At 63.8% G+C, this 15,993-nt stretch carries 18 protein-coding genes and 1 tRNA gene; 5 read left to right on the plus strand and 14 right to left on the minus strand.

The genetic code is table 11. The annotated features are described in order from the left end of the window. Positions 1-22: 22 nt before the first annotated feature. Positions 23-1,672 (minus strand): phosphoethanolamine transferase, encoded by a 1,650-nt coding sequence (locus CAG29_RS09420; protein WP_085694311.1) that lies wholly within the window; start codon positions 1,670-1,672, stop codon positions 23-25. A 421-nt stretch (positions 1,673-2,093) separates the two neighbouring features. Between CAG29_RS09420 and CAG29_RS09425 the strand changes: the two genes are divergently transcribed. Both CAG29_RS09425 and CAG29_RS09430 read left to right on the plus strand, forming a co-directional pair. Continuing rightward, a complete protein-coding gene (locus CAG29_RS09425; protein WP_085585085.1) occupies positions 2,094-3,281 on the plus strand; it encodes a cyanate transporter in 1,188 nt (395 codons plus the stop codon). A gap of 201 nt (positions 3,282-3,482) precedes the next feature. Next, positions 3,483-4,418, plus strand: a complete 936-nt coding sequence (locus tag CAG29_RS09430) for a LysR family transcriptional regulator (protein WP_085585087.1) — start codon at positions 3,483-3,485, stop codon at positions 4,416-4,418. Positions 4,419-4,421: 3 nt separating this feature from the next. Here CAG29_RS09430 and CAG29_RS09435 read toward each other — a convergent pair whose 3' ends face one another. The 5 genes from CAG29_RS09435 to CAG29_RS09455 all read right to left on the minus strand — a co-directional run bounded on the left by CAG29_RS09435 (position 4,422) and on the right by CAG29_RS09455 (position 7,935). Then, on the minus strand, positions 4,422-4,787 hold the full coding sequence (locus tag CAG29_RS09435) for a 5-carboxymethyl-2-hydroxymuconate Delta-isomerase (protein WP_085585089.1): 366 nt from the start codon (positions 4,785-4,787) through the stop codon (positions 4,422-4,424). A gap of 90 nt (positions 4,788-4,877) precedes the next feature. Continuing rightward, positions 4,878-5,792, minus strand: coding sequence for a LysR family transcriptional regulator (locus CAG29_RS09440; RefSeq protein WP_085585091.1), 915 nt, complete (start codon positions 5,790-5,792; stop codon positions 4,878-4,880). Positions 5,793-5,878: 86 nt separating this feature from the next. Next, entirely contained in the window at positions 5,879-6,265 is a 387-nt protein-coding gene (locus CAG29_RS09445; RefSeq protein WP_085694313.1) for a GtrA family protein, read from the minus strand. Continuing rightward, a complete protein-coding gene (locus CAG29_RS09450; protein WP_085585095.1) occupies positions 6,262-6,963 on the minus strand; it encodes a bifunctional 2-polyprenyl-6-hydroxyphenol methylase/3-demethylubiquinol 3-O-methyltransferase UbiG in 702 nt (233 codons plus the stop codon). The genes CAG29_RS09445 and CAG29_RS09450 overlap by 4 nt, the downstream gene beginning before the upstream one ends. A 3-nt stretch (positions 6,964-6,966) precedes the next feature. After that, positions 6,967-7,935 (minus strand): glycosyltransferase family 2 protein, encoded by a 969-nt coding sequence (locus tag CAG29_RS09455; protein ID WP_085585097.1) that lies wholly within the window; start codon positions 7,933-7,935, stop codon positions 6,967-6,969. A 278-nt stretch (positions 7,936-8,213) separates the two neighbouring features. On the opposite strand from CAG29_RS09455, the gene CAG29_RS09460 reads away from it, so the two are divergent. Next, a complete protein-coding gene (locus CAG29_RS09460; RefSeq protein ID WP_085585099.1) occupies positions 8,214-8,405 on the plus strand; it encodes a DUF1508 domain-containing protein in 192 nt (63 codons plus the stop codon). A gap of 54 nt (positions 8,406-8,459) precedes the next feature. Here CAG29_RS09460 and ppk2 read toward each other — a convergent pair whose 3' ends face one another. The 6 genes from ppk2 to dapA form a co-directional block, all read right to left on the minus strand. Further along, the gene (gene ppk2 / locus CAG29_RS09465) at positions 8,460-9,284 is read right to left on the minus strand and encodes a polyphosphate kinase 2 (protein ID WP_085585101.1); all 825 of its coding nucleotides are present in this window, start codon (positions 9,282-9,284) and stop codon (positions 8,460-8,462) included. A gap of 167 nt (positions 9,285-9,451) precedes the next feature. Further along, a tRNA-Ser gene (locus tag CAG29_RS09470) sits at positions 9,452-9,541 on the minus strand. 84 nt (positions 9,542-9,625) lie between these two features. After that, positions 9,626-10,339, minus strand: coding sequence for a phosphoribosylaminoimidazolesuccinocarboxamide synthase (gene purC, locus CAG29_RS09475; RefSeq protein WP_085585103.1), 714 nt, complete (start codon positions 10,337-10,339; stop codon positions 9,626-9,628). A 28-nt stretch (positions 10,340-10,367) separates the two neighbouring features. Then, the gene (locus tag CAG29_RS09480; RefSeq protein ID WP_085585105.1) at positions 10,368-11,126 is read right to left on the minus strand and encodes an MBL fold metallo-hydrolase; all 759 of its coding nucleotides are present in this window, start codon (positions 11,124-11,126) and stop codon (positions 10,368-10,370) included. A 4-nt stretch (positions 11,127-11,130) separates the two neighbouring features. After that, positions 11,131-12,246, minus strand: a complete 1,116-nt coding sequence (gene bamC, locus CAG29_RS09485; protein ID WP_085637200.1) for an outer membrane protein assembly factor BamC — start codon at positions 12,244-12,246, stop codon at positions 11,131-11,133. Between the two features lie 17 nt (positions 12,247-12,263). Further along, on the minus strand, positions 12,264-13,142 hold the full coding sequence (dapA, locus tag CAG29_RS09490; RefSeq protein ID WP_085585109.1) for a 4-hydroxy-tetrahydrodipicolinate synthase: 879 nt from the start codon (positions 13,140-13,142) through the stop codon (positions 12,264-12,266). Positions 13,143-13,471: 329 nt separating this feature from the next. On the opposite strand from dapA, the gene CAG29_RS09500 reads away from it, so the two are divergent. Beyond that, positions 13,472-14,032 carry a glycine cleavage system protein R gene (locus CAG29_RS09500; RefSeq protein WP_085585113.1) on the plus strand — a complete coding sequence of 187 codons (561 nt, stop codon included), beginning with the start codon at positions 13,472-13,474 and terminating at the stop codon, positions 14,030-14,032. Between the two features lie 13 nt (positions 14,033-14,045). Continuing rightward, positions 14,046-14,519, plus strand: a complete 474-nt coding sequence (locus CAG29_RS09505) for a peroxiredoxin (protein WP_085585115.1) — start codon at positions 14,046-14,048, stop codon at positions 14,517-14,519. Between the two features lie 40 nt (positions 14,520-14,559). On the opposite strand, the gene CAG29_RS09510 is transcribed toward CAG29_RS09505, so the two are convergent. Then, positions 14,560-15,630 (minus strand): AI-2E family transporter, encoded by a 1,071-nt coding sequence (locus CAG29_RS09510; protein ID WP_085585117.1) that lies wholly within the window; start codon positions 15,628-15,630, stop codon positions 14,560-14,562. Between the two features lie 32 nt (positions 15,631-15,662). Next, positions 15,663-15,902: a sulfurtransferase TusA family protein gene (locus tag CAG29_RS09515; RefSeq protein ID WP_085585119.1), complete on the minus strand. Its 240-nt coding sequence runs from the start codon at positions 15,900-15,902 to the stop codon at positions 15,663-15,665. Positions 15,903-15,993: the final 91 nt, after the last annotated feature.

Genomic DNA, 15,993 nt, shown 5'->3' on the forward strand with positions numbered 1-15,993 from the left:
CTGACAGGACGTGTCTGAAGACTCAGTCCTTGGCCAGCACCCCGTCGATCACCGCGCCGCGGCATCCGGCGAACAGGTCCAGGTCATGCCGGTAAACGTTGCTCTGCACCTCCAGCAGGCCGAGCATCGAGTGGAACAGGTTGTCCTGGCTCAGGGGCTTGTCGCGGCTCAGTTGCAGGCAATGGGTGTCGACCGAGTAAGCCTTCTGGTAGCTGTCGGAGAACCAGGCCAGCATCGCCACGTGCTTTTGCTGTTCCGGCGCCAGCATGTACGGCGTGCCGTGCAGGAACAGGTTGTACTCGCCCAGGGACTCGCCGTGGTCGGACAGGTACAGCATCGCGGTGTCGACCTTGTCCTGGTTGCTGCGCAGCACATCGATCAGGCTCGACAGCACGTGGTCGGTGTAGACCAGCGTGTTGTCGTAGCCATTGACGATGCTTTCGCGGCTGCAGTTGTTCAGGGCGTTGCTTTCGCACACCGGGGTGAAATGCTCGTATTCCTTGGGGTAACGCTTGAAGTATTCCGGGCCGTGGCTGCCCATCTGGTGCAGCACCAGCACGGTGTCCTTGTCCAGGCGGTCGATGAAGCCCTGCAGGCCTTGCAGGAGGATCTCGTCGCGGCACTCGCTGTTCGCGCACAGGGCCGGGTCTTTCAGGTTGCTGACGTCCTGCACGGTGACCCGGTCGCAGGTGCCCTTGCAGCCGGACTGGTTGTCGCGCCAGATCACTTCGAGGCCGGCGCGCTTGAGCACGTCCAGCAACCCTTCCTGGTTCTTCGCCTTGCTGGCGTCGTAGTCCTGGCGGCCCATGTCGGAAAACATGCACGGCACGGACACGGCGGTTTCGGTGCCGCACGAGTGCACGTCGGTGAAGGCGATCAGGCCGGCTTCCTTGTCCAGCTTCGGCGTGGTGTCCCGGTCGTAGCCCAGAATGCCGAAGTTCTCCGCCCGGGCGCTCTCTCCCACCACCAGCACGGTCAGGGATTTGCGCGGACGGTTCTGCACGGCCGGATTGCGTTGGGCGTCTTCGCCGATCTTGACGAACGGCTGCTGCACCGAGGCGACCTGCTCGCGCAGGTAGCCGGCCGAGGCGCCGATGTAGTTGCTCGGCACCAGCATCAGGCGCAGTTCATGGTGATTGCGGAACAACGAAGACAGGCCCTGGTAGTTGGCCAGCGCCACCCCGCCGATGACCGCCGCCGACGCGACGCCCACGATAACTTTGCTCAACAGTTCCCGGTGCCACTTGCGGTAGTTGACCGGAACTTTCCACAACAGCCAGGTCGGCAAGACGCCGAGCAGGAGAATATAAACAAACAACTTCAAGGACAGCAGGTCGCGAACTTCCGTGGCATTGGTTTCGGCGAAGTTGCGAAACATGCCCGCATCAATCAATACGCCATATTGGCTCATGAAGTAGGCCACGCCGGCGCTGACCAGAAACATCAGGCTCAGCAGCGGCTTCATCACCGGCCGGAACGCCAGCAGCGTCAGCACGATGTTGTAGGCCGCGAAAATCATGACGCCGAACGCGATGCGCATGGCGATGCCTTTGCCGTCCGCCGACGTGATGTCGGACAGGTGCTGCCAGAGCACGCCATTGAATCCGAGCAAAAGAAAGGCACTGGCCAACAACGTCACCCATTCCGGGCGCACGGCTTTTAACTTCAGCATAAAGAGGGGCATTTCCTGAAAGAAGCGCTGTGACCAATTGTGAAAATTTCATTGATCAAGGCGGGACAAACTTTAAGCAGGCAACCATCAATTTTTTGTGAAAAAGAAGCCAACGAATAGTTGGCCCGATGTATTTGAGAATAGTTCGCTCATAGGTTTTGCCCAGACTGGGTGGCGCGATCACTGACGCCATCGCCAGCAGGCTGGCTCCCACAGGGGATCTCGCTGGGCCGCAAATTCCCTGTACACCACAAAACCCTGTGGGAGCCTGGCTTGCCAGCGATGAGGCCAGCACAACCGACACCTGGGGTGACTGCCACGCCGTGATATCGACTTTTTAAATACCACCGCAGACTTTCTGATTTGCCCGCCCACAGGCCCCGCGCGCCTAATCGACCGCCTCCCGTCCCAAGGCCCGTCAATGGAAAGCGTACGCACCACGACCACCCGTCCCGCCGCCTGGCTGATGCTCGGCATCGTGCTGGTCGCCCTCAACCTGCGGCCGTCGATGGCAGCGGTCGGCCCGTTGCTGTCGGCCATCCGCGGCGACATCCCGTTGAGCTTCAGCCTCGCCTCCCTGTTGACCATGCTGCCGGTGACGGCGATGGGGCTGGCGATGTTTTTCGGCCTGGGCATCAGCCGACGCCTGGGCGAACGGCGTACGGTGCTGCTGTCGTTGCTGGTGATCGGGCTGGCAAGCCTGTCGCGGCTGTTCCTCGACTCGGCGCCGCCGCTGATCGCCAGTGCGGTGCTCGCCGGGATCGGCATTGCGCTGATTCAGGCCCTGATGCCGGCGCTGATCAAATCGCGCTTTCCCGACCACGTCGCGCTGTGCATGGGGCTGTACGTCACCTCGATCATGGGCGGCGCCGCGCTGGCCGCCTCGCTCGCGCCGCTGGTGCTGCTGCACGGCGGCAGCTGGCGCGGAGGGCTGGCGCTCTGGTCGGCCTTGGCGCTGTGCGCCGCGCTGGCGTGGCGGACGCAAGGTTCGGGGGCTTCACCCGTCGCGGCGGTGAAGGCCGCGAGGGAATCCTTTTTCTCCAACGCCCGCGCCTGGTGGCTGGCGCTCTTCTTCGGCCTGGGCACAGCGTCCTACACCTGCGTGCTGGCCTGGCTCGCGCCGTACTACGTGGAGCAAGGCTTCAGCGAACAGCACGCCGGCCTGGTGCTGGGCTTCCTCACCGCCATGGAAGTGATCGCCGGCCTGACGGTGCCCGCCATCGCCAACCGCAGCCGTGACCGGCGGGCGGTGCTCGGCGGGCTGCTCGTGCTGATCATCGCAGGCTTCTGCGGCCTGATCCTCAGCCCGCACCACTTGGGCCTGCTGTGGCCCTGCCTGCTGGGCCTGGGCATCGGCGGCCTGTTTCCCATGAGCCTGATTGTGTCCCTGGACCACCTCGACGAGCCGCAACGGGCCGGCGCCCTGACCGCGTTCGTGCAAGGGATCGGCTACCTGATCGCCGGCCTGTCGCCGTTGCTGGCCGGGTTCATCCGCGACCGCTCGGGCAGCTTCGAGGGCGCCTGGTGGTCACTGACCGCCGTGATGGCGCTGATGCTGCTGATGGTGCTGCGCTTCGACCCCAAACATTACGCCCGCCACATCCGTTGAGCGTGACTTGAGCCCGCCTGCGGGGGAGGCTTCTGGCCATCTTTTACGGGTTTACTTCGGCACGTCGTGTTGCTGGAACTTTCTGTCCCACAACTGACCGTAAAATGTCCTACAGGGGTTTTTCCTGGCACCATCGTTCCGTTAGGATCGTCCGCACACGTTTGCGCGGATCGGCGCAAGGAGCACTGCAGGACGGAACGGATGCTGAACAGTAACTTGCTTAGAAAGCTCGACATGCAGGATCTCATGGTGTTCGTCGCCGTGTACGAGCAAAGCAGTGTCACCGACGTGTCGGAGGCGCTGTTCGTCAGCCAGTCCACCGTCAGTTACTGCCTGAAGAAACTGCGCACCAGCTTCGAAGACGAACTCTTCATCAACACTCGCACGGGCATGCGGCCGACCTACAAGGCCGACGGCATGTACAGCCATGTGCAGAAGATCCTCGAAAGCATCAACCTGTGCCACGCCGGCCCCCCGGTGTTCGATCCGACGGCCCAGGCGGTCACCTTCAACATCTGCGCGCCGGAGTACTTCGAGCAACTGATCCTGCCGCGGATGCTCAAGCGCTTCGATTTCGACGATCTGCCGGTGATGGTCAACATGCACAAGTTCGAGACCGACGTGCCCGCCGACGAGCTGCGCGACGGCAGCCTCGACCTGGTGATCTGCTTCGGCCCGCACTTTCACCGCCAGCATGCCGACCTGAAATCGCGCATGCTGCTGGAGGACGATCTGGTCTGCGTCTTCGACAAGCGCGCCACACCGCTGGAGCCACGCCTGAGCCTCAAGGCCTTCACCGAACGCCGGCACGTGTTCCCCACGCCGTGGATGTCCACCACCAACATGGTCGACGGCTGGCTGGCGCGCCAGGCGCAGAAGCGCCAGATCGTCGCCCGCTCCAACAGCTACAGCGCGGCGCTGAAGATGATCACCGGCACCGACTTCATCCTCACCCTGCCCCGGCGCATCCAGCGCCTGCTGACCAACGACGCGGTGTTCAACCACTGCGAGGCGCCCAACGGCCTGCCCGGCTTCACCCTCGACATGCAGTGGAGCCGCAACGCCGACCAGGACAGCGCCAACCTCTGGCTGCGCGAGCAGGTCATCAAGACCTGCTCGGAGCTGGAAGCCGCCTGAGCCTCACACGCCGATGGCGGTCTTGGTGTAGGACTCGCGGTCGATGTCCAGCAGCTCCACGCACAGCTGCACGTCGACCCCGGCCGGCCACTCGCACAGGTCCTGCAGCGCCGCCAGCAGGCTTTCCGACAACTGCCGCTTGATCTGCGGCGAACGCCCGCTGAGCAGCGCCAGCTTCACATGGACGAAAGCCCGCTCGCCAGGCGCGGTGCCGACCCTGAACGTCTCGACCTTCACCGCACGGCTCTTGATGTCGTACTCCGCGGCGAACTGACCGGAAGCCACCAAGGTGTTGTTGAGCCGGATCAGCGCCAGGTCGGCGTTCAGCTGCGGCAGGTTGGCGGTGTATTCCAGGTGCAGGTGCGGCATGGGGGAACTCCAGTCATTGGGCACAAAGGCCGTACATATATCACTAATCCCTGAGGAGCGGGCTCGCGCCTACAGGTGCTGCGGTGTCGGTCAGGTCGCGGGGCGTTCGCTCATCAGCGCCTCAAGCCGCGAGCGCAGCCAGCGCTCGGCCGGATCACTGTCCACATGGCTGAGCCAGACCATCGACAGGTCCAGTGTCGGCGTCTTGAACGGGAACGGCTCCTTGAACAGCAGCCCCGAGGCGGCCATCGCCTCGGCCGTGTAGTCCGGCAGGCTGGCGATCAGGTCGGTGCCGGCCAGCAGCGCCGGCAACGCACTGTACTGCGGCACCGACAGTACCACTTGGCGGGTGCGGCCGATGTCCGCCAGCCACTCGTCGGCGTAGCCGCTGACGTTGGCGGTGTGGGACACCAGCACGTGCGGGCGGGCGCAGTACTCATCGAGGGTCAGCGGCGTGGCGGAGGCGTCCGCCCGCAGGATGCTCGGCTGGATGTGCCGCAGCAGCTTGCGCTTGGCGTTGGCCGGCAGGCCGCGGGTCTGGCTGATGCCGACGGTGATGTCGCCCGAAGCCAGCAGGTCGGGGATCCGCCAGTAGTCGACATGCTGCACCACGAACACCACGTTCGGCGCCTCCTGGCGCAGGGTGCGCAGCGCCGGCGGCAGCAGGCCGAACTCGACGTCGTCGGACAGGCCGATGCGAAAGGTCATGGTGCTGACGGCGGGATCGAAATCTCGGGTCAGGCTCAGGGCCACCGAGAGGGAGTCCAGCGCCGGCTTGAGGTGGCGGAAGATGTCTTCGGCCCGGGCCGTCGGCTCCATGCGGTGACCGACGCGGATGAACAGCGGATCGTTGAGCATCGTGCGCAAGCGGTTGAGCGCCGAACTGATGGTCGGCTGGCCGAGGAACAACTTTTCGGCGGCCCGCGTCACGTTGCGTTCGAGCATCAGCGTCTCGAACACCACCATCAGGTTGATGTCAGCCTTGCGCAGTTCATTTCGGTTCATCCTTCACCCCCATCCCCAGATGGCGGCAGTGTAGAAAGGCAGGGGGGGCGCCGTCCATCGAAACGGCGCGGCGGCTGCGGCGTCCGTCATCGGTACGTCCAGACGTTGTGCAGCACGAACGTGAAGGCAGGCACCGTCAGCGCCACCGCCGCGACACCCAGCAGATAGTGCAGGCCGGCAACCTGCGCCGACCACGCCACGAACACCGCCAACAGAAAACCGCCCGCCGACACCGACATGAAGCGCAGCAGGGTCTTGCCGTGCAACCGCGCGGAGAAGCTCCAGGCCGTGTTGAGCGCATACGACACCACCGTCGCCAGAGCGAAGGCCACGCCGTTGGCCACCGGCGGACGCGGGCTGACGAAGCGGATGAACAGCACCGCCACCAACGCATGCAGCGCCGTGACGAACAGCCCGGTCACGGCGAAACGCAGGCCGCGACGGATCAGGGCGGACCGGTCGGCGACCGTCACGGTTTGCGCGCCAGCACGAACACGCTCAGGCCGGCCAGGCGATTGATGCCCATCAGGGGCAATTCGAGCCTGCACAGCGCCTTGAGCAGCGCATTGACGAAGGCAGAGTGGCGCTTGAGCTGAGAGCGCGGCGCCGAGCCTGCGGCCAGCAGACGCGACGCCAGCGCGAACGGAAACACAGCACCGAAACCGTAGGCGCCCCGCTCCACTTGCAGGCCCGCAGCGGCGGCCAGGGCCTCGCACCGTCCCAGGGTGTATCGGCGCTTGTGCCCGAGAAAATCGTCGTGCCCGCTCCACATGAACGCAAAGGCCGGCACCGTCATCAGAAAGCGGCTGCCGGACGGGACTTGGCCGATGCAGGCCCGAAGCAGGCCGAGGTCGTCATCGACGTGCTCCAGCACATCCATCAGCAACACCAGGTCGGCGTCCACGCCCCCGAGTTCACGGCGGTAATGCACCGGTTTGCCGGCGCTCTCCCCACTGGAGTCGGCGGGGTAGCCGGTGTCCACGCACCAGGCTTCGCACGCGGCGGTGCAGGCCAGCAGATGGCGGGAAAAGAACCCTGAACCGGCGCCGACATCGAGAATCCGCCTGACCGGCGCGTCCCCCAGCATCCGGCGGATCGCCGCGGCCTTGGCGCCGTAGTACCAATGCTCACCGATGCGCTCGCCCAGGATGTCGGCTTCCTTGAGGTCCATGCCTCAGTCCTTGGGTTCGTAGATGCGGCGCACCAGGAAAACCGGCCGGTGCTTCGCTTCGATGTACGTGCGGCCCAGGTACTCGCCGAGCACCCCGATGCCGATCAGTTGCAGGCCGCCGAGAAACGTCACGGCGACCATCAGCGAGGCATAGCCGGGCAAGTCGACGCCGTAGATCAGCGTCCGCGCCACAATGAATATCGCGATGCCAAAGGACACCAGCGACACCGCCGCCCCCAGGTAGGTCCAAATCCGCAGCGGCTCGGTGCTGAAACTGGTGATGCCCTCCAGCGCGAAATTCCACAGCCGCCAGCCGTTGAACTTGCTCTTGCCCGCCGCGCGCTGCGGCCGCTCGTAATCGACATGGGTGGTGCGGAAACCGACCCAGGCGAACAGCCCTTTCATGAAGCGCCTCGACTCCGGCAGGGTCAGCAGCGCGTCCACCACGCAGCGGTCCATCAAGCGAAAGTCGCCGACGTTCTCCGGCAGGGGTTGGTCGGCGATCCTGTTGTGCAGGCGGTAGAACCAATTGGCGGAGGTCTGCTTGGCCCAGGAGTCGTTGCGGCGGCTGATGCGGTGGCCCAGCACCATCTCATAGCCTTCCCGCCAGCGGGCGACCATCTGCAGGATGACTTCGGGCGGATCCTGCAGGTCGACGTCGATCGGCACCACGATCTGCCCTGTGGCAGTCTGCAGGCCGGCCGACAGCGCCGCTTCCTTGCCGAAGTTGCGGCTCAGGTCGACGACGCGGATCCGCGGGTCATCCCTCTGATGCCGCAACAGCCGCTCCAGCGTCGCATCGGTGCTGCCGTCATTGACGAACACCAGCTCAAGCCCGATCTGCGCCTCGCGCGCGAAGACCTGCCCGATGCGCACAAGAAAGCCGTCGAGGCTGTCCTCCTCGTTGAACACGGGGATCACCAGCGACAACGTCACCGGCCCCGCAACATGCGTCCCGAGCGGATGGTTCACGGGCCTGCTCTTCTCTTGGCGTGTTGACCGGTTGCCGAACCGGGATCGAATACCTTGAGCCGTACCTCATTAAGCAGCACCGCCAGAGGCGGCGCAAGAATGAGGCGACGGCATCGCACCTCGTCCGGAGCCGGTTCGTGCGCCCTGCCCCGGGCCTTGCTCACACATCTCCCAACGATTGGAAACAAATGCCCGATAGCCAAAAAAGCCAGCTCCGCTAGGCTTGCGTCGGTGCGTCACAGCGTGTCGCAATATCCCAATCGCATGGAGCGAACTGAATGTATTTCGAGATCTACAGACAATCCAAAGGCACCCTGAGCACCGGCAAGGGCCAATGGCGCTGGCGGCTGAGGGCCGGGAACCACGAAACCGTCGCCAGCGGGGAGTCCTACGTGAACAAGGCGGACTGCCTGCACGTGATCGAATTGATCAAAGGCGTGCACGCAGAGACGCCGGTCAAGGAGATCTGAGGCCGGCAAAGGCCGCCGCATCTGCCATACCCGGCGGTTTCGGCGGCCCATGGGTCAGAAGCGCTCCACAACGTGCTTGAAGGGGTAATTCGTCTCCCGATAGCCACCCGACTTCTGCCGCTTGGGCAAGACGACCTTTTCCCTGGGCACCTCTTTGTACGGTATGCGGCTGAGCAGGTCGGAAATGATGTTCAGGCGCGCCCGTCGCTTGTCGTTCGAGTCGGCCACCAGCCATGGCGCGTAGCCGGTGTCGGTGGCTTCGATCATCTCATCGCGGGCCCTGGAGTAGTCGTACCAGCGGCTGTAAGACTTGAGGTCCATGGGCGAAAGCTTCCAGATCTTGCGCCCGTCGGTGATGCGCTCTTCGAGCCGGCGGGTCTGCTCCTCCTGGCTGACGTTCAGCCAGTACTTGAGCAGGATCACCCCCGAATCGACGATGGCCCGTTCCACCAGCGGCACGGTCTGCAGAAACTTCTCCACCTGCTTGTCGGTGCAGAAGCCCATCACCCGCTCGACCCCGGCGCGGTTGTACCAACTGCGGTCGAAGATCACCACCTCGCCGCCGGCCGGCAGATGCGGCAGATAGCGCTGGATGTACATCTGGCTCTTTTCGCGGTCGGTCGGCGCCGGCAGCGCGATCACGCGGAACACCCGCGGGCTCACCCGGTCGGTGATCGCCTTGATCGTCCCGCCCTTCCCCGCCCCGTCACGCCCCTCGAAAATGATGCAGACCTTGATGCCATTGGCCGTCACCCACTCCTGCATCTTCACCAGCTCGACATGCAGACGGCGCAGCTCGGCCAGGTAGTCCTTGCTCGACAGCTTGGTCTTTTCGGTCGCCTTGCCTTTTTCGACGTCCTTCTTCTTGCCTTTTGCCATGGCCAAACCTCACGGATTGAAATGGCTGCCGGAAGAGGCCGGCGGCCCATGACCCTGAACCGGAAAGTTTAGTCAGTTATCGCGAAAGGCAAGCCCGCGTTCGGCCGGCTTTCTTCGGCGCAAACAAAAAGCCCCGTAGCTTCTCAGCTACGGGGCTTTTCAAATAATGGCGGAGAGATAGGGATTCGAACCCTAGGTACCCGCGAAGGTACAACGGATTTCGAATCCGTCCCATTCGGCCACTCTGGCATCTCTCCAACGGCGCGCATCATAACAACACTTTTGCCGGAAGCGAACCCCCTGACGCAAATTTTTTCCGTGCTATCAGATGCTTGCGTCGATTAAAGCGGTACGCCCAGACGGTGGGCCACTTCTTCGTAGGCTTCGATGACGTCACCGAGGCCTTGGCGGAAGCGGTCCTTGTCCATTTTCTTCTTGGTGTCCTTGTCCCACAGACGGCAGCCGTCCGGGCTGAATTCGTCGCCCAGGACGATGGAGCCGTCGCTGAACACACCGAATTCCAGCTTGAAGTCCACCAACAGCAGGCCGGCGTCGTCGAACAGTTTGCTCAGGACGTCGTTGACCTTCAGGGACAGTTCCTTCATGCGCACCAGCTGCTCGGCGGTGCCCCAGCCGAACGCCACGACGTGGGATTCGTTGATGAACGGATCGCCCTTGGCGTCGTCCTTCAGGAACAGCTCGAAGGTGTAGGGGTTGAGCTTCATGCCCTCTTCGACGCCCAGGCGCTTGACCAGGCTGCCGGCGGCATAGTTACGCACCACGCACTCGACCGGGATCATGTCGAGCTTCTTGACCAGGCACTCGTTGTCGCCCAGCAGCTTGTCGAATTGGGTCGGGATGCCGGCCGCTTCGAGCTTCTGCATGATGAAGGCGTTGAACTTGTTGTTCACCATGCCCTTGCGGTCGAGCTGTTCGATGCGCTTGCCGTCGAACGCCGAGGTGTCGTTGCGAAACAGCAGGATCAGGCGGTCGGCGTCGTCGGTCTTGTAAACCGATTTGGCTTTGCCGCGGTAGAGTTCTTCACGTTTTTCCATGATGGGCTCCGCTTGCTAAATAGGTGGGCTAGGCGATGTGGCGCCAGTCGAGCCCTGAATCTTGATCGGCCAGTTGCAGCCAGTCCGGGTCGCACCCGAGGGTGTCGACGAAACATTGCCGGGCCAGCTGCGGCAGGTTGTTCTTGCTGCTGAGATGGGCCAGAACCAGGTGTTGCAGGCCTTGCCAACCCAACTCGGCCACCAGGAATGCCGCCTGATGGTTGTTCAGATGTCCCCGCTCGCCGCCCACCCGCTGCTTGAGAAAGTACGGGTAGTGACCGCGGGCCAGCAAATCGCGGCAATGGTTGGCCTCGATCATCAACGCATCGAGATCCCGGTAGCCGTCCAGCACCTGTTCGCAGTAAGAGCCCAGGTCGGTCAGCAGGCCGAAACGCCGCTCGCCGTCGCTGAACACATACTGGGTCGGCTCCTGCGCATCATGGGCCACGGCAATGGCCTGGATGCTCAAGGCGCCGATCTGCAACCGCTCGCCGCCGGCGACGAAACCGGTGGCGTCAATCGGCTTGCGCATCCCGCGCAACGTGCCGCGGCTCAGATAGACAGGCAGATTGTAGCGCCGAGACAGCAAACCCACGCCATGCACGTGGTCGGCATGTTCGTGGGTCACGAGTATCGCGCTCAGTTGCGCCGGGTTCACACCCAGGCGCAACAGGCGTTTTTCGGTTTCCCGCAGGGAGAAGCCACAATCCACCAGCACTACCGTATCGGCGCTGGCGACCAGCGTGCCGTTCCCTTGGCTACCGCTGCCGAGAACGGCGAAACGCATCGGATCAGCCCAGGTTGTCCTGAATCACGCTCAACACCTTGCGGGCCACTTCGGCCGGCGCCACGGTGTTGATGTTCTTCTCGACGGTCACCTGGACGTTCTCGCCCACCTTGCTCAGGCGAACCTGATAGCGCTCGGCACGGGCTTCGACTTCTTCCTTGTCAGGCTTGCTGCCGAACAGGCTGCTGAAGAAACCGGGCTTGTCGTCTTTCTTCTCGGCCTTCTCGGCCAGGTTGATGTAGTACAGGCCCAGGCTGCGGTTGATGTCTTCCACGCGCCATTCGCCTTGCTCCAGCGCACGGCCGACGCTCGACCAGGCACGGTCGAGGTCGCTGCCGACGTTGAGCACCGGGTTGCCGCTGCCGTCTTCGCTGAGGCTGACGCGGCTCGGCGCGTCGAAATCGCGGGAGGCCAGCATCGACACCGAACCGCCCTTCTCGGAGGTGCGGCTCATGCTCGCCAGCATGTCGTCGACCAGCGCCGCGTCCAGGCCGGTGTTGACCGAACGGTTGGTGAACGCCACGTCGGCGGTGCTGCCGGCAGGACGCTCGGCGCTGACCACATAGACTTCACTGGTGTTGCGCTGCACGCCAGGCTCGATGCGCACCCGCACGCGGGTTTCGCTGTCGGCGCCGACGCCGGCCGCGCTCAGGCGCTTGGCCATGGAGGCGGACAGCTCATCGGAATGCTGCCAGGTGGTGGTGAACTCGCCGGTCTGCGGACGCTGCTCGTCCAGACGGAAGCCGTTGTCCTGGAAGAACTGCACGGCGACCGGCCAGACTTCGGCCGGCGGATGCTGGGCCATCACCCAGCGCGAATCGCCGCTCTTCTGCAGCGAGTAGTCACCGGCGTCGGCGATGGCCGACAGCGGTTGCGGACGAGGAACCACGTACTCGCCTTTTGCGGTGTCGTCAGCCACGTTGCGCGGGATCGGCAACAGCGGATCCAGACGCTTGGAGGTGCTGACACCCGACGGCAGTTGCATCGGCGCGGTCTGTTGCGCCTGCAGGTAGTCGCTGCCACGGTCACGGAAATAACCTTCCGGGCCCCAGATCCATCCACAGCCGCTGGTGCTGGAGATAATCAAGGCAAGTGCGGAAAGTCCGGCCATTCGCTTCATGCGTTGTACTTCCTCAATTAAACCAGGACGCCGCACTGGCGCAGGGCCGAGCGCAGCGTTTCATGACAAGGAGCGCTCAGCCAGGTCAGCGGCAGGCGGATGCCTTCGTGCATCAGGCCCATTTCAGCCAAAGCCCACTTCACCGGGATCGGGTTGGCTTCGATAAACAGGTCCTTGTGCAGCGGCATCAGTTTTTCGTTGATGGCCCGCGCCTTCTCGGCGTTGCCTTCCAGCGCGGCCTCGCACAGGTCGGCCATTTCGCGCGGGGCGACGTTGGCGGTGACGGAGATGTTGCCCTTGCCGCCCATCAGGATCAGTTCGACGGCGGTCGGATCATCGCCGGACAGCACGATGAAGTCCTTGCTCACGCCATCGAGGATCGCCTTGGCGCGCTTGAGGTCGCCGGTGGCTTCCTTGATGCCGATGATGTTCGGCACGGTGGAGAGGCGGATCACGGTCTCGGCCTGCATGTCGCAGGAGGTGCGGCCGGGGACGTTGTATAGGATCTGCGGGATGTCGACCGCTTCGGCGATGTGCTTGAAGTGCTGGTACAGGCCTTCCTGGGTCGGCTTGTTGTAGTACGGCACCACCAGCAGGCAGGCGTCGGCGCCGGCCTCTTTGGCGTTGCGGGTCAGTTCGACGGCTTCACGGGTCGAGTTGGCGCCGGTGCCGGCGATGACCGGAATGCGGCCGGCGACCTGTTTGACCACGGCTTTGATGACGGCAATGTGTTCTTCGACGTCAAGGGTCGCCGACTCGCCGGTGGTGCCGACCGCGACGATGGCATGGGTGCCGTTCTTGAGGTGGAAGTCCACGAGTTTGCTGAGGCTGTCCCAGTCTAGACGCCCTTGTGCATCCATGGGTGTGACCAATGCCACCATACTGCCCGCAATCATGAAACCGCTCCTGCCGGAAAAAGAGAGCGGTAATGGTACTGGCGCCAACATGCTTGCACAAGCGAAGTACTGCGCTGCCGCCATTCCCCTTGGCGCCGCTTTTCGCTACCCTTCAGGCTTTGATCGGTACAGATCGGCTCGCATGCCGGGTTCCAGCCTCCCGAATCGGCCCTCCGGGCCCCGTTCCAGCGTCGCCGCCGGACGCTCCCGCCACGGCGGACGCCGACGAAGCACGTTGCCGGGGCCTTGCGCACAGGCCTGTTCAGGCACTCCCCGACAGGCGATGCCCTCTAATGACTACCGACCGCTCATCGCTTTAGGAACGCTGCATGTCCACCCCCACAGTTCGCGAACAATTCCTTGTCATCAGTGCCCTCGGCGCCAACCCCATGGAGCTGACCAACGTGCTGTGCCGCGCCAGCCATGAAAACCGCTGCGCCGTGGTCACCTCGCGCCTGACCCGCCACGGCGAGTGCAGCGCGCTGGTGCTCGAGATCTCGGGCAGCTGGGACGGCCTGGCCCGCCTCGAGAGCAGCCTGCCGGTCCTGGCCAAGCGCCATGCCTTCACCGTCAACGTGGTGCGCAGCGCGGCCCTGGAAAACCGCCCGCAGGCCTTGCCCTACGTGGCCTACGTCAGCTCGGCCTACCGCTCCGACATCATCAGCGAGCTGTGCCAGTTCTTCGCCGACCACAACATCGACCTGGAGAACCTGACCTGCGACACCTACCAGGCCCCGCAGACCGGCGGCACCATGCTCAACGCCACGTTCACCGTGACCCTGCCGGCCGGCACCCAGATCAGCTGGCTGCGCGACCAGTTCCTGGACTTCGCCGACGCGATGAACCTGGACGCGCTGATCGAACCGTGGCGCCCACAGAACCCAATGTAAGAAGGAAGCTTTCATGGCCGTTGTGATCGACCGACCGGTTGCCGATTTCGAAGCCCCCGCCACCAGCGGGAAAACCGTCAGCCTCGCGGGCCTCAAGGGCAAGCAGGTGGTGATCTACTTCTATCCGAAGGACAGCACCCCCGGCTGCACCACCGAAGGCCAGGGCTTTCGCGACCAGTACGCCGCGTTCCAGGCCGCCGACACGGAAATCTTCGGGGTTTCCCGCGACGGCCTGAAGTCCCACGAGAACTTCAAGTGCAAGCAGGAGTTCCCGTTCGAGCTGATCAGCGACAAGGACGAGGCCGTCTGCCAGCTGTTCGACGTGATCAAGCTGAAGAAGCTGTACGGCAAGGAATACATGGGCGTGGATCGCAGCACGTTCCTCATCGACAAGAACGGCGTGCTGCGTCAGGAATGGCGTGGCGTGAAGGTGCCGGGGCATGTGGACGAGGTTCTGGCGGCGGCGCAGGCCCTGAACAAGGCTTGATGCCTTTGTGGCGCCCTCTCGGGCGCCACCGCAACACGCCCTACAGCAGCGGGGCCACCACCGGCTCCTTGCGCGGCCAGGCATCCAGCACAGCCTTGAACAGCGTCGCCAGGGGAATCGCGAAGAACACGCCCCAGAACCCCCACAACCCGCCGAACAACAGCACCGCGCAGATGATCGCCACCGGGTGCAGGTTGACCGCTTCGGAAAACAGCAACGGCACCAGCACGTTGCCGTCCAGGGTCTGAATGATCCCGTACACCGCCATCAGGTAGATGAACTGGTCGCTCCAGCCCCACTGGAACAGCGCGATCAGCAGCACCGGCACGGTCACCACCACCGCCCCGACATACGGCACCACCACCGACACGCCCACCAGCAAGGCCAGCAGCGCGGCGTAGTTGAGGCCCAGCGCAACGAAGGCGATGTACGTCACCCCGCCGCAGATCACGATCTCGATGACCTTGCCGCGGATGTAGTTGGCGATCTGTCGGTTCATTTCCTGGGCGACCCGGGTGATCAGCGCCCGCTCCCGCGGCAAATAGCCGCGCACCCATTCGCCGATCATCGCCCGATCCTTGAGGAAGAAGAACACCAGGATCGGCACCAGCACCAGGTAGATCATCACGTTCACCAGCAGCGGCAGACTCGACAGCGAGAACGTCAGCGCCCACTGGCCGAACTTGCCGATCTCGCCCCGCGCCGCCTCGATGGCCTGCAGCACCTGCTCGTCGGAGACCAGGTGCGGATAACGCTCCGGCAGCAGCAACAGCAGCGACTGCCATTTGGCGAGCATGCCCGGCAATTCGTTGAACAGCGTGATCAACTGATGCCAGAGCAGCGGCAGCACCACCACGATGAACACCATCAGCACGCCCATGAACAGCGCGAACACCAGCCCCACCGCCGCACCGCCGGGCATGCGCAGCCGTTCGAGGGTGACCACCAGCCCCTGCATCAGGTAAGCCAGCACCATCCCCGCCAGCACCGGCGCGAGCATGCCGCCCAAGGTGAGCACCGCCGTGAAGGCGAGAAACAGCAGCACCGCCAGCACCACCGCCTCTTCATCGGAGAAGTAGCGCTGAACCCAGTCGCGTAACACTTTGAACATCAATATTCCTTAGGTCTTGAACGCTGTCGGTTTCAGGCTTTTTTCAACCAGTAACGGTAGACGCCCGCCTCGTCTTCTTCGCGCAGCAGCGTATGACCGGCCAATTTGGCAAAGGTGCGGAAATCGCGCTGGGAACCCGCATCCGTGGCGATCACCTTGAGCACCGCGCCGCTGGGCAGCTTGTTGAGCTCCATCTTGGCCTTGAGCAACGGCAACGGACAATTCAGGCCGCTGGCGTCCAGTTCGCGGTCATGGGCTACAGCGTCGTTCATGCGTCACTCCGGATCAGGTGGGTCAGGCCGCCTAGAATATCTGGTCGCAGGCCCGGTGTCCGGCTACAGTAAGGTCTTTGTCGACTAAGGC

Source organism: Pseudomonas sp. B7(2017), assembly GCF_002112745.1.
GTDB classification, from domain to species: Bacteria; Pseudomonadota; Gammaproteobacteria; order Pseudomonadales; family Pseudomonadaceae; genus Aquipseudomonas; species Aquipseudomonas ekonensis.